Source organism: Haladaptatus sp. R4, from assembly GCF_001625445.1.
GTDB lineage: Archaea > Halobacteriota > Halobacteria > Halobacteriales > Haladaptataceae > Haladaptatus.
In genome coordinates this window covers 202,149-218,916 of the sequence record NZ_LWHG01000011.1, presented here as the reverse complement: position 1 = coordinate 218,916, position 16,768 = coordinate 202,149, and the positions used below count along the sequence as shown (strand labels likewise).

At 59.3% G+C, this 16,768-nt stretch carries 16 protein-coding genes and 1 pseudogene; 11 read left to right on the top strand and 6 right to left on the bottom strand.

Annotation, left to right across the window (positions count from 1 at the left end; all coding sequences use genetic code 11):
• The first annotated feature begins 6 nt into the window (after window positions 1–6).
• The 6 genes from A4G99_RS04750 to A4G99_RS04725 all read left to right on the top strand — a co-directional run bounded on the left by A4G99_RS04750 (window position 7) and on the right by A4G99_RS04725 (window position 5,984).
• Window positions 7–591 carry a V-type ATP synthase subunit E gene (locus tag A4G99_RS04750; RefSeq protein WP_066140073.1) on the top strand — a complete coding sequence of 195 codons (585 nt, stop codon included), beginning with the start codon at window positions 7–9 and terminating at the stop codon, window positions 589–591.
• The gene (locus A4G99_RS04745) at window positions 588–1,646 is read left to right on the top strand and encodes a V-type ATP synthase subunit C (protein ID WP_066140070.1); all 1,059 of its coding nucleotides are present in this window, start codon (window positions 588–590) and stop codon (window positions 1,644–1,646) included. Before A4G99_RS04750 ends, A4G99_RS04745 begins: the two co-directional genes overlap by 4 nt.
• A complete protein-coding gene (locus A4G99_RS04740) occupies window positions 1,643–1,984 on the top strand; it encodes a V-type ATP synthase subunit F (RefSeq protein WP_066140067.1) in 342 nt (113 codons plus the stop codon). Before A4G99_RS04745 ends, A4G99_RS04740 begins: the two co-directional genes overlap by 4 nt.
• The gene (locus A4G99_RS04735) at window positions 1,981–3,741 is read left to right on the top strand and encodes an ATP synthase subunit A (protein WP_066140064.1); all 1,761 of its coding nucleotides are present in this window, start codon (window positions 1,981–1,983) and stop codon (window positions 3,739–3,741) included. Before A4G99_RS04740 ends, A4G99_RS04735 begins: the two co-directional genes overlap by 4 nt.
• Window positions 3,741–5,147, top strand: a complete 1,407-nt coding sequence (locus A4G99_RS04730; RefSeq protein WP_066140061.1) for an ATP synthase subunit B — start codon at window positions 3,741–3,743, stop codon at window positions 5,145–5,147. Before A4G99_RS04735 ends, A4G99_RS04730 begins: the two co-directional genes overlap by 1 nt.
• Before the next feature lie 144 nt (window positions 5,148–5,291).
• On the top strand, window positions 5,292–5,984 hold the full coding sequence (locus A4G99_RS04725) for a V-type ATP synthase subunit D (protein ID WP_066140059.1): 693 nt from the start codon (window positions 5,292–5,294) through the stop codon (window positions 5,982–5,984).
• Window positions 5,985–6,202: 218 nt separating this feature from the next.
• Here the strand turns inward: A4G99_RS04725 and A4G99_RS04720 are convergent, their stop codons facing one another.
• From A4G99_RS04720 to A4G99_RS04705, 4 genes are all read right to left on the bottom strand, one after another.
• Entirely contained in the window at window positions 6,203–7,135 is a 933-nt protein-coding gene (locus A4G99_RS04720) for a branched-chain amino acid transaminase (RefSeq protein ID WP_066140056.1), read from the bottom strand.
• 362 nt (window positions 7,136–7,497) lie between these two features.
• Window positions 7,498–7,899 (bottom strand): DUF5518 domain-containing protein, encoded by a 402-nt coding sequence (locus A4G99_RS04715; RefSeq protein WP_066140052.1) that lies wholly within the window; start codon window positions 7,897–7,899, stop codon window positions 7,498–7,500.
• A gap of 138 nt (window positions 7,900–8,037) precedes the next feature.
• Window positions 8,038–8,697, bottom strand: a complete 660-nt coding sequence (gene ribB / locus A4G99_RS04710; RefSeq protein WP_066140047.1) for a 3,4-dihydroxy-2-butanone-4-phosphate synthase — start codon at window positions 8,695–8,697, stop codon at window positions 8,038–8,040.
• Window positions 8,694–9,398, bottom strand: coding sequence for a DUF120 domain-containing protein (locus A4G99_RS04705; protein ID WP_066140044.1), 705 nt, complete (start codon window positions 9,396–9,398; stop codon window positions 8,694–8,696). The genes ribB and A4G99_RS04705 overlap by 4 nt, the downstream gene beginning before the upstream one ends.
• A 309-nt stretch (window positions 9,399–9,707) precedes the next feature.
• Here A4G99_RS04705 and A4G99_RS04700 point away from each other — a divergent pair, with 309 nt between their 5' ends.
• From A4G99_RS04700 to A4G99_RS04690, 3 genes are all read left to right on the top strand, one after another.
• Entirely contained in the window at window positions 9,708–11,210 is a 1,503-nt protein-coding gene (locus tag A4G99_RS04700) for an MFS transporter (RefSeq protein WP_066140042.1), read from the top strand.
• Window positions 11,211–11,364: 154 nt separating this feature from the next.
• Window positions 11,365–12,747 carry an alpha-amylase domain-containing protein gene (locus A4G99_RS04695; protein ID WP_223301720.1) on the top strand — a complete coding sequence of 461 codons (1,383 nt, stop codon included), beginning with the start codon at window positions 11,365–11,367 and terminating at the stop codon, window positions 12,745–12,747.
• A 54-nt stretch (window positions 12,748–12,801) separates the two neighbouring features.
• Window positions 12,802–13,164, top strand: coding sequence for a cupin domain-containing protein (locus A4G99_RS04690; protein WP_066140036.1), 363 nt, complete (start codon window positions 12,802–12,804; stop codon window positions 13,162–13,164).
• A gap of 15 nt (window positions 13,165–13,179) precedes the next feature.
• Here A4G99_RS04690 and A4G99_RS04685 read toward each other — a convergent pair whose 3' ends face one another.
• The gene (locus tag A4G99_RS04685) at window positions 13,180–13,941 is read right to left on the bottom strand and encodes a hypothetical protein (protein ID WP_066140032.1); all 762 of its coding nucleotides are present in this window, start codon (window positions 13,939–13,941) and stop codon (window positions 13,180–13,182) included.
• 115 nt (window positions 13,942–14,056) lie between these two features.
• Here A4G99_RS04685 and A4G99_RS04680 point away from each other — a divergent pair, with 115 nt between their 5' ends.
• On the top strand, window positions 14,057–14,509 hold the full coding sequence (locus tag A4G99_RS04680) for a hypothetical protein (RefSeq protein ID WP_066140028.1): 453 nt from the start codon (window positions 14,057–14,059) through the stop codon (window positions 14,507–14,509).
• A gap of 17 nt (window positions 14,510–14,526) precedes the next feature.
• Here A4G99_RS04680 and twy1 read toward each other — a convergent pair.
• Window positions 14,527–15,566 (bottom strand): annotated as a pseudogene (twy1, locus tag A4G99_RS04675) (4-demethylwyosine synthase TYW1).
• An 830-nt stretch (window positions 15,567–16,396) separates the two neighbouring features.
• On the opposite strand from twy1, the gene A4G99_RS04670 reads away from it, so the two are divergent.
• Window positions 16,397–16,756: a hypothetical protein gene (locus A4G99_RS04670; protein ID WP_066140026.1), complete on the top strand. Its 360-nt coding sequence runs from the start codon at window positions 16,397–16,399 to the stop codon at window positions 16,754–16,756.
• Window positions 16,757–16,768: the final 12 nt, after the last annotated feature.

Genomic DNA, 16,768 nt, shown 5'->3' with positions numbered 1-16,768 from the left:
CCACCTATGAGTTTGGAAACAGTAGTTGAGGACATTCGGGACGAAGCCAGCACGCGCGCGGACGAAATCCGCGCAGAGGCCGACGACCGCGCCGCCGAGATCGTCGAGGCGGCCGAAGCGGACGCCGATGAAATCGTAGCGGCGAAAGAACGAGAGATCGAGAACCAGATCGAACAGGAACGCGACCAGCGCCTCTCGGGTGCCAAGCTCGAAGCCAAACAGAAGCGCCTGAGCGCCCGTCGTGACGTCATCCAGGACGTTCGCGATGCGGTCGAGGACCGTCTCTCGGAGCTCGGCGGCGACGAGCGCGAGGAGCTGACGCGCGAACTGCTCGACGCCGCAGCGACCGAGTTCGAGGACGAGGAATCGGTCCGCGTCTACTCGTGTCCGTCCGACGAGGAACTCGTCACCGAGATCCTGGACGACTACGAAAACTTCGAGCACGCCGGTGAGTACGACTGTCTCGGCGGCGTCGTCGTCGAAGGCGACGCGTCGAGAGTCAGAGTGAACAACACGTTCGACTCGATCCTCGAAACCGTCTGGGACGATCAGCTAAAAGACATCAGCTCGAAGCTGTTTGACGACCAATGAAGGTTATTAGCAGCGACGCATCAAACTACGAGTACGTCAACGCGCGCGTCAAGACGCGCCGCGCCACTCTCTTCTCCGAGGAGGACTACCGCAAGCTCATTCGAATGGGCCCGGGAGAAATCGCCCGGTACATGGAGGAGACGGAGTACGAGGAGGAAGTGAACGCACTCGGCGCACGCTACGATGGCGTCAACCTCGTGGAGTACGCGCTCCACGCCAACCTCGCCAAGCACTTCGACGACCTGTTGCAGTGGGCCGACGGGAAACTTTACGACCTCATCGCCCGCTATCTCCGGAAGTTCGACGACTGGAACATCAAGACCGTGATCCGTGGCATCTACTCCGACGCGGATCGAGAACTCGTCGAGGCGGACCTGATCCGCGCCGGTGAGTTCTCCAACCGCTTCCTCGACCGGATGCTCGACGCGACCACCATCGAGGAAGTCGTCGATCTCCTGTCCGATACGATGTTCGGCGACGCCGTCGAAGAAGCGTATCAGGATCACGAGGAGACCGGGCTGTTGATCCCGCTCGAAAACGCCATCGATCGGGCGTATTACGAAGCGCTGATGGACGGAATCATCGTCGGTCCGGACCGCGCAACGGACATGTACGTCGATTTCTTGCAAGCGGAAATCGACTTCCGGAACATCCGGAACGTCCTTCGTGCCAGCCGAAGCGGCGCCGACATCGACCCCGCGAAGTACTACATCTCCGGGGGACGGCTGTTCGACGCATCGACACTGGCACAACTCGCAGGCAATCCCGACGAACTGATCGCCCGGCTTCGTGACAGCCGTTACGGGGATAAACTGGACGAAGCGCTGGACGAGCTTGAGCGAGCCGACAGTCTGATTGGATTCGAGCACGCTCTAGATAAGGCGTTGCTCGAATACTCGGACCACCTTTCACACGTGTTTCCGTTATCCGTGTGTCCAGTGTTCGCTTACGTTCTCGCCAAACAGCGTGAAGTCGATAACATCCGTGCGATCGCACGAGGGCGCGAAGCGGGACTGTCAGAGGACCAAATCGAAGAGGAACTGGTACTACTATGAGCCAAGAGATAGCCGTCATCGGGAGCCCGGACTTCACGACCGGATTTCGCCTCGCAGGCGTCCGGAAGTTCGAAAACGTTCCGGATGACGAGAAAGCGGAGAGCTTGGACGACGCAGTTTCTCGCGTACTGACGGACGACGACGTGGGCATCATCGTGATGCACGACGACGACCTCGAACATCTCTCTCGGAACGTCCGGAACGACGTCGAGACGAGTATCGAGCCCACCCTCGTAGCGCTGGGCGGTGGCGCGGGAAGCAGCGGACTCCGCGACAAGATCAAGCGTGCGATCGGTATCGACCTTATGGACGAAGACGAACAAGGTGATAACGAATGAGCCAGGCAACAGACAGCGACGTCGTCCGTGAGGACGGCGTCATTCAGAGCGTGAGCGGACCGGTCGTTACCGCCACGGACCTCGGTGCCCGGATGAACGACGTCGTGTACGTCGGTGAGGAAGGGCTGATGGGAGAGGTCATCGAAATCGAAGGAAACGTAACCACGATTCAGGTGTACGAGGAGACCTCGAACGTCGCACCCGGTGAACCCGTCGAGAACACGGGCGAACCGCTGTCGGTCGAACTCGGACCGGGAATGCTCTACTCCATCTACGACGGAGTGCAACGCCCGCTCGACGTTCTCGAAAGCAAGATGGGCGCGTTCCTCGACCGTGGTGTCGACGCTCCGGGTATCGACCAGGAGAAGACGTGGGAGTTCACCGCAACCGTCAACGAAGGTGACACGGTCGAACCCGGCGACATCGTCGGAACCGTTCCCGAGACCGAGAGCATCGAACACAAGGTGATGGTGCCGCCGGACTACGAGGGCGGCGAAGTCGTCAGCGTGAAGAGCGGCAACTACGACGTCAACGAGGCCATCGTCGAACTCGACAACGGCGAAGAAGTCTCGATGCAACAGGAGTGGCCGGTTCGTGAGGCGCGACCGAGCGTCGACAAGAAGACGCCCCTGACACCGCTGGTGTCCGGGCAGCGAATTCTTGATGGTTTGTTCCCCATCGCCAAAGGTGGGACGGCCGCGATTCCGGGACCGTTCGGGTCCGGAAAGACGGTCACTCAGCACTCGCTGGCCAAGTGGGCCGACGCGGACATCGTCGTCTACGTCGGCTGTGGCGAGCGCGGAAACGAGATGACGGAAGTCATCGAGGACTTCCCGGAACTCGAAGACCCGCGAACGGGCAAACCGCTCATGTCGCGGACGTGCCTCATCGCGAACACGTCGAACATGCCCGTGGCAGCACGCGAGTCGTGCATCTACACGGGAATCACCATCGCGGAGTACTACCGCGACATGGGATACGACGTCGCACTCATGGCCGACTCCACCTCGCGGTGGGCGGAGGCGATGCGCGAGATTTCCTCGCGTCTCGAAGAGATGCCCGGCGAAGAGGGATACCCGGCGTACCTCGCCGCCCGACTCGCCCAGTTCTACGAGCGCGCAGGCAAGTTCGACAACATCAACGGTACGGAAGGTTCGGTGACGGCCATCGGTGCAGTTAGTCCCCCAGGGGGAGACTTCTCCGAGCCCGTCACGCAGAACACCCTGCGTATCGTGAAGACGTTCTGGGCGCTTGACGCCGACCTCGCGGAACGTCGGCACTTCCCGGCGATCAACTGGGAGGAATCCTACTCGCTGTACAAGGATCAACTCGATCCGTGGTACGAACAGAACGTCCGGCAGGACTTCCCCGAGAAACGCCAGTGGGCGACCGACGTTCTCGACGAGGAGGGCGAACTGCAGGAGATCGTTCAGCTCGTCGGAAAGGACGCGCTGCCGGAAGACCAGCAGTTGACGCTCGAAGTCGCACGCTACCTCCGTGAAGGATGGCTCCAGCAGAACGCGTTCAACGACACGGACGCCTTCTGTTCGCCGGAGAAGACCTACCGGATGCTCGAAGCCATCGAGACGTTCAACGACGAAGCGTTCGCAGCGCTCGAAGCTGGCGTGCCGATTGACGAAATCACGTCCATCGAGGCCGCCCCACGCCTGAACCGTATCGGCGTGACCGAGGACTGGGAGGACTTCGTCGAAGAGATCGAAGAGGACATCACCGAAGAGCTCAGGGAGAAATACTAATGAAAGAATACCAGACAATTACCGAAATCAGCGGTCCGCTGGTGTTCGCCGAGGTCGATGAGCCCATCGGATACGACGAGATGGTCGAAATCGAGACACCGGCCGGCGAAACGCTGCGCGGACAGGTGCTCGAATCGAGCGAGGGACTCGTCTCGATTCAGGTGTTCGAAGGCACCGAAGGTATCGACCGCCAATCGTCAGTTCGATTCCTCGGTGAGACGTTGAAGATGCCTGTCACCGAGGACCTGCTCGGACGCGTCCTCGACGGGTCCGGACAGCCAATCGACGGCGGTCCGGAAATCGTTCCGGACGAGCGGCGTGACATCGTCGGCGCGGCGATCAACCCGTACGCACGGGAGTATCCCGAGGAGTTCATCCAGACCGGCGTGTCGGCCATCGACGGCATGAACACGCTGGTTCGCGGACAGAAGCTACCCATCTTCTCGGCATCCGGTCTGCCGCACAACGACCTCGCGCTTCAGATCGCACGACAGGCGAGCGTGCTCGAAGACGAGGAGGAAGGCGAAGAGAGCGAGTTCGCAGTGGTGTTCGGCGCGATGGGCATCACGGCCGAAGAGGCGAACGAGTTCATGGAGGACTTCGAGCGGACCGGTGCGCTGGAACGCTCGGTCGTCTTCATGAACCTCGCGGACGACCCCGCAGTCGAGCGGACGGTCACGCCGCGAATGGCGCTCACCACGGCGGAGTATCTCGCGTTCGACAAGGACTACCACGTGCTGGTTATCCTGACGGACATGACGAACTACTGTGAGGCGCTCCGTGAGATCGGTGCCGCCCGCGAAGAGGTTCCGGGTCGACGTGGCTACCCCGGATACATGTACACGGACCTTGCACAGCTCTACGAGCGTGCGGGCCGTATCGAGGGACGCAAGGGGTCCGTCACGCAGATTCCCATCCTCACGATGCCGGGCGACGACGACACGCATCCGATTCCCGACCTGACCGGGTACATCACGGAAGGGCAGATCATGCTCGACCGCGACCTGAACTCGCAGGGTGTCAAACCGCCGATCAACCCGCTTCCGTCCCTCTCGCGGCTGATGGACGACGGTATCGGCGAGGGGCTCACCCGTGGAGACCACTCCGGTCTCTCCGACCAGATGTTCGCGGCGTACGCGGAAGGTGAGGACCTGCGCGACCTCGTGAACATCGTCGGTCGTGAAGCGCTGAGCGAGGACGACAACAGGTACCTCGACTTCGCCGACCGCTTCGAGGACGAGTTCCTCAATCAGGGCTTCCACACGAGCCGTGACATCGAAGAGACGCTGGACATCGGCTGGGAACTCATCTCGATGCTTCCGAAGACGAAGCTCAATCGCGTGAGCGAAGACGAAATCGAGGAGCACTACGTCGAGGAAGAAGCGGAAGAAGTCGCGGCGGACTAAACGCGGCTACGCGGTTTTTTCTTTACGGCGGTAAACATGGTGTCGAGCGACGGAGAGATATCCAGTTCCGTGTCGCGGATATCGCCGCGGAGCGGCTTTCGACTGTAAAGAATTATCCCGTTCGAGTTTTTATGATCAACCAACATGGCCACGGACGTCAAACCCACTCGGAAGAACCTCATGGCGATCGAGGATCGCATCGATCTCTCCGAACGGGGTCACGACACGCTGGAGCAGAAGCGTGACGGACTCATTATGGAGTTTATGGACATCCTCGACCAAGCACAGGACGTACGGTCCGGTCTGGACGAGGATTACGAGAGCGCACAGCAGACCATCAACATGGCTCGTGCGATGGAAGGGGACGTCGCAGTTCGTGGGGCCGCCGCGGCACTCCGTGAGCATCCCGAAATCACGACGGAGTCGAAGAACATCATGGGCGTCGTCGTCCCGCAGATCGAGTCTTCGAAAGTCAAGAAGTCGCTGGACGAGCGTGGGTACGGTGTCCTCGGGACGAGCGCCCGTATCGACGAGACCGCGGACGCCTACGAGGACCTGCTCGAAAGCATCATCCTCGCCGCCGAAATCGAGACGGCGATGAAGAAGATGCTGGACGAGATCGAGAAGACGAAGCGTCGTGTCAACGCGCTAGAATTCAAGCTCCTGCCGGACCTCTACGAGTCCGAGAGCTACATCGAGCAGAAACTCGAGGAGCAAGAGCGCGAGGAGATCTTCCGAATGAAGAAGATCAAGGCCAAGAAAGAAGAGAGCGAGAAGGAAGAACAGCAGGCCCGCGAACCGGAGCGAGCGGAAGGCGAAGTCGCCGTCACGAGCTAACTCCGCGATCTATCTTTCTGCAGTGTGTTCCGGCCGATCAGCGGTGCGTTTCAGGTCGATGAAGTGGACCGAAAAGGCGCTTCAGTCATCGGGTTTCCATCCGAAATAGAGGCCTTTCGATAGCCGTCCGTTTCGTCGCTCGGGATGTCCAGTCGCCGTCTCTATCGCGCCTTCCGTGTCTCTCTGACGACGGACGAAACCGTAAAAACTGAAATCGATTATTCGACGTACGTGAACCACTCGTCGTGGTCGTCGGTGCGACGGTTCACGAGGTCGAAGAAGGCGGTCTGGAGTTCCTCGGTCACGGGACCGCGGCTACCGTTTCCGATTTCGACGTTGTCCACCTGCCGGATGGGCGTGACCTCCGCCGCGCTGCCGGTGAAGAACAGTTCGTCGGCGGTGTTGAGTTCGCCGCGACTGATGGTCGCGTCGTCGTGGACCTCGTAGCCCATCTCCTCGGCCAGCGTGATGACGCTGTTGCGGGTGATGCCGTCGAGGATGCTCTCGGAGAGTCCGGGGGTGAAAATCTCGCCGTCGCGGACCATGAAGATGTTCTCGCCGGGACCTTCCGCGACGTTGCCTTCCTTGTTCAGGACGATGGCTTCGACGTAGCCGTTGCGTCGGGCTTCCTCACCTGCGAGGAGGCTGTTGACGTACAGGCCGGTCGTCTTGGCGTTCGTCGGGATCTGGCTGGAGGCGTGTTTGCGCCACGAGGAGATCATGACCTCGACGCCGTTTTCGAGGGCGTCTTCGCCGAGGTACGCGCCCCACGGCCACGCCGCGATTGTCACTTCGGTCGGGCAGTCGCCGGGACTGACGCCGAGGCTGTCGTAGCCGTAGTAGGCGATGGGTCGAATGTAACAGGAAGCGAGGTCCTGGCGGTCGACGAGTTCGAGGGTCGCCTCCGTGAGTTCCTCGGGGCTGAAGTCGATTTCGAGGTTGTAGGGTTTACACGAATCGTAGAGGCGCTGGAGGTGGTCCTCCCAGCGGAAGATCGCGGGACCGTTTTCGGTGTCGTAACAACGGACCCCTTCGAAAACACCCGTCCCGTAGTGCAGTCCGTGCGTGAGAACGTGGATTTGTGCGTCGTCCCAATCGACGAACTCGCCGTCCATCCAGATCGTGTCCACGTCCATTTCGTCAAAGCTCATACGTACGACCCATTGGAGGCCACAGTAATGAGTTTTGGCGATTGTCTTCGGACGATTGTGTGGAATTACTCGCGGTGGGGTGAACGGTTCGAGTACCACGAGTGTGATGAAGTCGGGATGGAAGCGAAGTCGGGACGAAAGCGGAGTTAGGACGAAAGCGAAGTTGGACGAAACCGAAGTCAAGATGGAAGCGAAGTCGGAACGGGATCGAAATCGCTGCGTTTCGGTTGCACGAAGATAGATGAACGGTTGTTCAACTATTCAAGTATGAACGGAGCGGACTCGACGATGAAACGCGTTCGAATCGGTCGAAAAACGAGTGGTTCAGGCGGTTCGCGTCCGACGGACCGTTCGATTCGGTATCAGGCGGGCCGTGCGGCGGTGCGTTCGTCCGAGCGACCCTTCAGCCAGGACCCGAGTGCGCCACCGACGGCACCGGGGATCGCGGCGACGATCACGTACATCACGCCGAAGGCGAACAGACCCATGGTCGTGATGAGACCGGCGGCCAACAATCCGGCGACGGTCAGGACGACGAGGGCGACGATGGCCCCGGCGGCGGTTGCGACGCCGCCGTTGAGCGCGCCGTCATCGAGTTTCGTTCCGGACACGTAGCCAGCCACGAGACCACCGATGATGCCGGTCAGTCCAGCGCCCACGATGGGAAGTGTCATGTCCGTGAACGGGACGACTGCCCCACTGAGGAGGCCGACGATGATGGTCGCGACGATTCCGTACACGATTGCTCTTACTTTGAAGTCCATACAAAGGATATCGACTTACAAGGAGATTAACATTTTTCATAATTGACATACCTGTTTCGAGATTACCGCAACGAGAGGGAAGAAATTTCGTTACGAGATGAAGAATTACGGTCACATCCCGAGACGTGCGCGAAATGGTCAGCCGAGCGATTCGACAATCTCCGCCCCTTCGAGATACGGGAAGTCGTGGCGTTCGGCGTAGGCGCGGGCGTCGTCGGGGGAGAGCGCACTGCCGGTTTCGTCGTCGAGCATCTCACAGACGACGACGGCAGGGGACCGGTCGGCGGCCGCGCCGAGGACGATTCCGAGTTCGGTGTGGCCCTGTCGTTCGGCGAGCAGGTCAGGAGCGGCCTTGAGCAGGTGGACGTGCCCCGGAGCGCGGAACTCGGCCGCGAAGTCGATATCCTCGGGTGTCGCCGCCGCGGCCGCGAGTTCTCGAATCGTCAGCGAGCGGTCGTCGTCCGTGATACCGGTGTAGGTGTCGCGGTGGTTGACGGTCAACGAGAAGGAAGAGCGGGAGTCGTAACCGAGGTCGTGACCCTCGCTCGCCGGGTGCTCGATGATTTCGTCCATGTAGTCGAGGTCGAACCGTTCGGCGACATCGTGGGAGAGGGCGACACAAATCAGTCCACCGGCGTCGTTGCGGAGGCGAGAGACCGCTTCCGGCGTGACCGCACCGGCGGGATAGATGAGATCCGTTTCACCTTCGCGGTCGGCCGCGTCGTGGACGAGAACGGGGGAACCGTCGCGGAACGCGGCGACCGCCTGCTTGACCGACGTGGCGACGGGGTGGCTCATTGGACCTCCTCGATGTGGACCGTGACGTGTTCGCCGTCGTCCAGTTCGAGTTCGTCGCGGAGTTTCGATTCCGCGATGAGTTCCAACTGGTCCTCGTCGTGATGGGTTCGTTCGGGGGAGATGACGTGCACCGGTTCGTAGGAATCACCGTTCGTCGTCTCGATGGCGGCGGGGTAGCAAACCGCGGGACCGTACGTTCGGTCGCCGTCTTCCCACGCGTCGATCGGAACGGGGTCGAGCGCGTTCATCGCCGAGCGGGCGCGGACGCTTTCGTCCGTGAGTTCGACGTTCAACGTTCCCGGATAGGGTTCGTAGCCCAGTCGTTCGATGAACTGCTCCATGTACCCCGACAGCGAGATGTAATGTTTCCCTTCGCCCATCCCACCCGTGACGGTTCCCGAGAGATCGACGCCCGAGAGGTTCTCGAAGATGCGACGGTAATCCTCGTATTCGCGTTTCAGTTCCCATTCGCCGTCGTCAGTGATGGCGACCCACTGGCCGTTGCTGACGATTTCACGCGTGATGAGGCCCGCGTCGTCCAACCGCTGGAGGCGACGGGAGGCCGTCTGATTGGACGCGTCGAGGCGGTCGGCGAGGTCGGCACACGACACTTTGACCTCGCTTTCGAGTGCTCCGTCGAGCGCGAGAAGCTTCAGCGCGGCGAGTTCGTCGTACCCGACCACGAGCGATGTCGCTGGCATACACGATACTCCGTGCTTCGTTCGTTTAAGCGTGCCGAAAATGGGATGCGTAACAGAAACGTTACGCAGTGAGACTCGATATCACTGTTCCGGGTGTTACGTAGCCAGCGACGACATCTAAGTGTGGTGGTTCCCGGTCCGGCTTCGACTAATCGCAAACGGGGATGGCGTTGTCGTTTAAACTGTCGGCACTAGAAGCCATCCACCTTAACCGCGAAAACGACGAAAAGTAACTCGACAACCCTGAGGGATTGGGAGGGTGTCACCTCGCGATGAGAGATATCTCCCGACGGTTGTCCGTGTACCACAATGTCACAGAACGATACCGAAGCGGAGCAGTACGAAACGAAGATACCGGCTCGGATGGATCGACTACCCTGGTCTCGTTTTCACTGGCTGATAATCATTGCACTCGGTGCGACGTGGCTGCTCGACGGTCTGGAGATCGGCCTCGTCGGAGCCATCGGACCGATGCTCACGAGTAAATCGACGCTGGGGTTGACGAGCGCACAGGTGGGTTACGCGGCGTCCGTCTACTTGATAGGGGAAGTCTGTGGAGCGATAGGGTTCGGGTGGCTTACCGACCGATACGGTCGCCAGAAGCTGTTCTTCATCACGATGGGTGTCTATCTCAGCGGTGTCGCACTGACGGCACTCTCCATCGGGTTCTACAGCTTCGCGTTCTTCCGTTTTCTCGCCGGTCTCGGCATCGGTGGAGAGTACTCGGCCGTCTACTCGGCCATCGACGAATTGATTCCGGCCGACTACCGCGGGCACGCCGACTTGGCCATCAGCGGTAGTTACTGGATCGGTGCAGCCGTCGCGTCGGTGATCACGTTGTTCTTCCTGAATTCGGGCGTCGTTACCTCCGGAGCCAATTGGCGGTACGTGTTCGGCTTCGGCGCGGCGTTGGCGTTGCTCATTCTCGTTCTCCGACGGTACGTCCCCGAGAGTCCACGCTGGCTCATGATTCACGAGCAGCCGGACGCGGCGGAAGAGGTCGTCGAGGACGTCGAAGAGCGGGTCGAAGAGAGCACGGACGAGGAGTTGGAGGAACCGGACGAGGACGACTCCATGACCATCGAACCGATTGGGAGTATCTCCCTCGGAAACATCGTCAAAACGGTATTCGTGGACAACTTCCGACGTGCAGTCCTCTGTTGTATCCTGTTCATCACGCAAGCGTTCCTCTACAACGCCATCTACTTCACGTACGGTCTGATTTTACATCAGTTCTACAGCATCCCGAAGCCCGATACGGCGTACTACGGAATCGCCTTCGCCGCTGCCAACTTCATCGGCGCTATCGCCCTCGGTCGGTTCTTCGACACGGTCGGTCGTCGGCCGATGATTTCCGGGACCTACAGCGTTTCGGGGATACTGTTGGCTATCACCGGCTTCCTGTTCCTAAACGGGATGCTCACAGCGCTCACACAGACGATACTCTGGTGTGTGGTGTTCTTCTTCGCCACGGCGGCGGCGAGTGCGGCGTACTTGACGGTCAGCGAGATATTCCCGATGGAGGTCCGCGCCCAAGCGATCGCCATCTTCTTCGCCATCGGACAGGCAGCAGGCGGGGTCGTCGCTCCGGCACTGTTCGGGAACCTCATCGGCAGCGGCGAGCCGATAAACGTGTTTTACGGCTACTGTATCGCTGCCGGACTCATGCTACTGGGAGCCATCGTCGAATGGTTCTGGGGAATCGACGCCGCACAGAAATCCCTGGAGGAGGTCAGTACGCCGGTTTCGGCGTTCGTCTCCGACTCTAACGAAAGCGGCAGTCGTCCGAGTCCGGGAAACTCCGACGACTAACTGCCCGTTCGAGCGACGTTCGAACCCAATTTTCTGACGGCACGTACCGTCCTTCGAATTCGTCCGAGAAGATGGATACAAAACACGATAATTGAAATTTAACCGAACAGTGGCTAGTTTAAAGTGTGTTGTGATAATACGTAACAGATGCATGGTGGCAGAAGATAACACGACCCATATCGAGGACGGTCGAGAACGGCAATCAGAGGCAGGCAACGAACGACGGGAGTCGAAACGAGGGAGCGAAGAGGCGAAACGCACGGAATCGAGGCGGGCGAATCTGACGCGGCGAGCGTTCGTCGGCGGGCTTTCGGTCGTCGGCCTCGGTGCCGGACTCCCGGCGCTCGCAGGGAAGGTGACGGCCGCGGGAGAACCGGTTCACTTCCAGTACTTCCACGAGACGTGGTCGACCATCACCGACAACCTGTCGAAAGTCGCGGACAGGGGTTACGACGCGGTTTGGATACAGGCACCGCAGAAGAGCGACCTGACGTGGAGCGACCAGAGCGGGCGCAACGACCCGCCGCTCGGCTATCAACCGGTCGATTACACGGTGTTCGACAGCGAGTTCGGGACGGAGTCCGAACTCCGGTCGCTCATCAGCGAAGCGCACGACCAGGGTCTCGAAGTGTACGTCGATTGCGTGATGAACCACATGGCGTCGGGACACGACTACGACTTCCCGCGCTTTTCCTACAACGACTTCCACCACGACGTCGGCTCAATCGACGACTGGAGCGACGATCATCAGGTCGAACACGGCGAGTTGCTCGGACTCCCCGACCTCGCGCAGTACGAATCGTCCACCTCGGGGTACGTTCGAGGCGAGTTGATGAACTACATGGAGAAAATCGCCGACGTCGGCGCGGACGGCTACCGCTACGACGCGGTCAAACACGTCGAGGAGAAATACTGGAACGACTACGCCAACCCGAAGGCGGACGACCTCGGATTGGCCCGCATCGGCGAAGTGTACGACGGCAGTATCGACTACGTGCAGGGCTACATCGACACGGGGATGGACGCGTTCGACTACCCGCTGTACTACGTCCTCAGTGACGCGTTTTCGAACGGCGATATCAGTCAACTACAGGGCGCGGGCGTCGTCGAACAGGACCCGTACCACGCCCATCCGTTCGTCTACAACCACGACGTGGACTCGCCGACGCAGTACCACCTCGCCCACGCGTTCGTCCTCACCAGCGAAGGGGTACCGATGATCTACAACCTCTACCCGAACGAGATTCTGGACGACAGCGCCATCAACAACATGGTTTGGGTGAAGAAGAACCTCGCTGGCGGCGAGACCTACTGGCGGCACGCCGACAGCGACCTCGCGGTGTACGAACGGTACAACAACCTCCTCGTCGGCATCAACAACGGCGGCAGTAGCCGAACCCAGTCGGTGTACACCTCGTGGACGAACACCACCCTCCACGACTACAGCGGTACGGCAGGCAACGTGACGACGGGGAGCGACGGATGGGTTGACATCACGGTTCCGTCGGAAGGATGGGTGTTCTACGCGCCGAACTGAGAGTTGGAATTCCGTGACCCACAGAGCTTTTTCCGCCAAAACCGACCGACACGCATGGAGAAGGTGAACCTCGACGACGCGTTCGGAAGCTTCGACGAACACTGGTCCCCTCGTCTCGCGGCCGAACTGAACGGGCAGGCGGTCAAACTCGCCAAACTGGACGGCGAGTTCGTCTGGCATCAGCACGACGACGCGGACGAGTTGTTCCTCGTGACGAGCGGTCAGCTCCGCATCGAGTTTCGGGAGGAAGACGACGTGGTGCTGGACGAAGGCGAACTGGTCGTCGTCCCGCGAGGCGTCGAACACCGGCCGGTTGCCGAAGAGGAAGTCGAAGCGTTGCTGTTCGAACCATCGGGGACGACGAACACGGGGAACGCGGAGAGCGAGTTGACGAAGACGGACCTCGAACGGGTGTAGGCGGACCGAGCGGGGTTACTTTGGGACGTTTTTCACACAATCCCGTAGGTCACCTTCGTCTATCCACGGATAACAACGGTCGTGTAGTTCGAACAGACGGAACTCGTTGATGTGTACCCAGCTGTAGTTTGCGGGATCAGTGCCGTCTTCAAGGCGCTTTTGAATCGTGTGTTCGAGTTCCTCCCGTTCGACTTCGATTCCGTTTTTGTGAGCCGTTTCGAGGAGTGATGTGAGTTCCCTCCCCGTTTCGTCGTCGGATAGCTCGTCGTTCTCGTAAATGGCGACTCCAGCAGCCACGACATCTCGTTCGTCAGCTATCCGTTCACCAGACATCCACGAATAGTCGCGCGGAAGAGCATGGGATTTCTCGAAGTACGGTGTTTCGCTGATTTTCCCCAGTTCGGTCATTTCTCCGCCAGCGTCCTGTTCATAGACTCCAACGAGGGCATCCGCGTAGGTGGCAAGGAGATGGAATCGAATCCGAAATTCGGGAAGTCGGTCGAGACCGATTTCCCGAACATCACCCATCACGAACGCATAGGCACCGATCCGTTTGTTCAGTTCGTTTTCCACGATTCGAAGCCGACGAATGTAGGGTTCCCAGTAGCTCCCGAGAACGAAATACGTCGTCTCCGGTGTTTGGAGATATGGTAGTTCCTCGTTTATGAATCCGAAAATTCGTGCTGCTTCGTGGGGGTCCAATTCGAGGCCGTGAACGGCTTCATCGACAGCCGCTTCGATTTCGTTCGCGTTTGGTGGTATCGATACCTCGTCCATCGTGCTATTTCTCCATTCGAATCGGTTAGGTCTTTCTAACTAATTAGGTTTATAGAAATTTGACCAGATTGGTTCAACCGAAGTATTATCTGCCTCCCCTCCGAAGTAACAACGGATGAGCGATAGTTCGTCAGTCAACGAGGCAGGGCCGTTCGAGGAGCAACGCCAACTCTTCGAGTTGCTCTCCCAAGAGACGCGCCACCTCATTCTTCAGAATATTCTTGGCCATCCGGACCACCTCGTCTCACTCGATGAACTGGATTACATGATTCCGAAAAGCAAGGCCGCAATCGGTGACCAACTCGACAACCTCATCGAAGCTGAACTTCTCGATTTGTATCGCTACGAACCCAGTGCGGACAAACGAGATCTCCCGTCAAAATTCTACGGATTGACGAACTACGGAGTGAACGTCCTCTACGAATACAACTACCTTCGCGGCGTGCCAGTCGCTCGGTCAGTGTACGACAACACCCGGAAATCCGAAAAAGTCGAACGACACGAAACGGCACCTCGGCCGGACCTTCCCGAAAGCGTTCGAGACGCCTTCGAGACCGACCCGAACTAACATCCAGTCGTCTATTCTCACCCACCCAGCGGCGTCCATGTCGTCGAATCGCGCTCCCAGAACTCGCTGTCCTTCTTGAGCTTCGGCACCCACGTGTCCTCCGTCTTCGAGAGCAACGCGACCCGCGAGGCGGGAACGTCCTTCAGCACGTCGTGCTCGGGCATGTGTTCGCCCACCTGCTCGGTGAACTCGACGACATCCTCGTGGTGGAGCATCGCGGAGCGGTCGAGTCGGCCGCGCGAGTGGCCGACGTGCATGTACGCCTTGAGTTCGACGAAGTCCGGATCGGCGCGCTCGTAGAAGGCGGCGTACCAGTCCGGGTTGGCGACGTTCTCCCCGCCGACGAGCGTGGTCCGGAGCACGGTCCGCGTGTCCTCCTTTCCGGCCAGCACGTCCATCGTGTCGATGAGGTTCTCCCACGCGTCGTCGTCCACGGCCCGGACGACGTGGTCGAACGTGGCGCGGTCCGCGGCGTCCACGCTGACGTACAACTGCGTCGGGTCGCATTTTTCCAGCATCTCCGGGTTCGTCCCGTTGCTCACGAGGAACGTCGTGATGTTCCGGTCGTGGAACGCCTCGATGAGTTCGGGCAGATAGGGGTAGAGGGTCGTTCGCCGTCGAGCGAGATGGCGACGTGGCGCGGTTCCATCGACTCCTCGAACACCTCGCGCGGAACGTCGTCGTTGCCGCCGAACCCGGATAGCAGTTTGCGCTGGAGGCGGATGCTCGCGTCCACGACCGCTTCGGGGTCGTCCCACTCCACGTCGCCCAGTTCGTAGGAGTGGCCGCGGTGGTCCCGCCAGCAGAAGACACAGCGCTCGTTGCATTTGACGACGGGCGTCATCTGGATGCAGCGGTGGGACTCGATTCCATAGAAGATGTTCTTGTAACATTTTCCCTCCCCGCGCAGGGCGTTGGCCGTCCACCCGCAGGTCTGGGCGGCGGTGTGGCTTTCGTGATGGTAGTTCGGGGAGTCCACCTGTTTGGGTCCGTCGTCGGAACCCGAAGAGTTCCGGTTGCTCGTCGAGGGTTCCTCGACGGTGTCGGAGTCGCTCATTGTGGGGAGAATGTCGTTCGAAGCTAAAACGTTCTTTCCTCTGTTGTCCCACTCGTGTTCACAGAGAGCATACATAACTAACCCAAAGGAGGATTCCGGTTCCGAGCGATGATTCTGTCATATTTTTATAATTCTATCAAACCCTTCAACACCTGTGTGCAGATCTCCGTTCTCGAAACAACTAGAGTATCTGTCTACTCGTATTACCCCTGGTGTCCCTCAGCCACACATTCTCGGCACTCTCGATAGAAACCGCAGTTATGACGGAGAGAATGGGAGACAGTTTTAGAGTTTGTTGGCTTCCTGTTTCCAACACGTCGTATTTGAGTCACATTCGTATAGACCGATTCCATCTTCCGTAATCGTGTGGAGACGGGCTCCTCGCTCCGTCGACCGGATCGGAACGAGCTCGGTGGTGTATCCTCGCTTCGGCAGCGTAGCGGTGACGTTCACCGGCGAATTCAGAGAGGAAACGTTGAACGTTGTAACGACCCACGTTTCTCCTGGCTTGAGTGTTTTTGACCGGTTGAGTACGGTCTTTCCGTCCTTTGATTGAAACGTCAGATCGATAGGCTGGTTCGATGATGCGTCATTTTGAACCACGAATCGTAGCTGCTGCTTCTGTTCTTTCGTGTCTGTGGGTTGTTTATTAGCGATAAGTCCACCGTTACACCCTGCTAGTAGTACCAGTAGTAGGAGGGATAATGATCGTACTTTCATGGGGAATCCTAGATATCCCTTCTATTTTCTCGGATGAAAATCTGTTGCAGTTTCATTCGAAATCAATACAGTTCGGTAATTTGAAAACATCTGGACGAAAACGGTTCTATATGGTTCCCGTGAGCGTATACCGGTTGGTCGACGGCACGAACAGCGAGATACCGCTCGCCGTCGGCGGATCGAACCCGACGGTAGTCGCCGCCGTCGGAGTCGTCATAGTCGTCGTTGGATACCTGATTCGATATCAGGGGATGACCGGACTCATCAACGGAATCAACATGGCAGCGGTCGCCGACGAGGAACGAGTCGGCGACCTCATCGGCGGCGTCTCGATGGTCATCGGCGTTCTCGTGCTCGGCTACGCCGTCCTTCTCACACAGGAATTCTCCGGAAACACGATCGAGGTCGGGTTTGGCGCAGTCGTCGTCGTCCTCGCCGTGGGTGCGGTGCTCAAAGCACGCGGGATGTAGCGGGATGGAAGA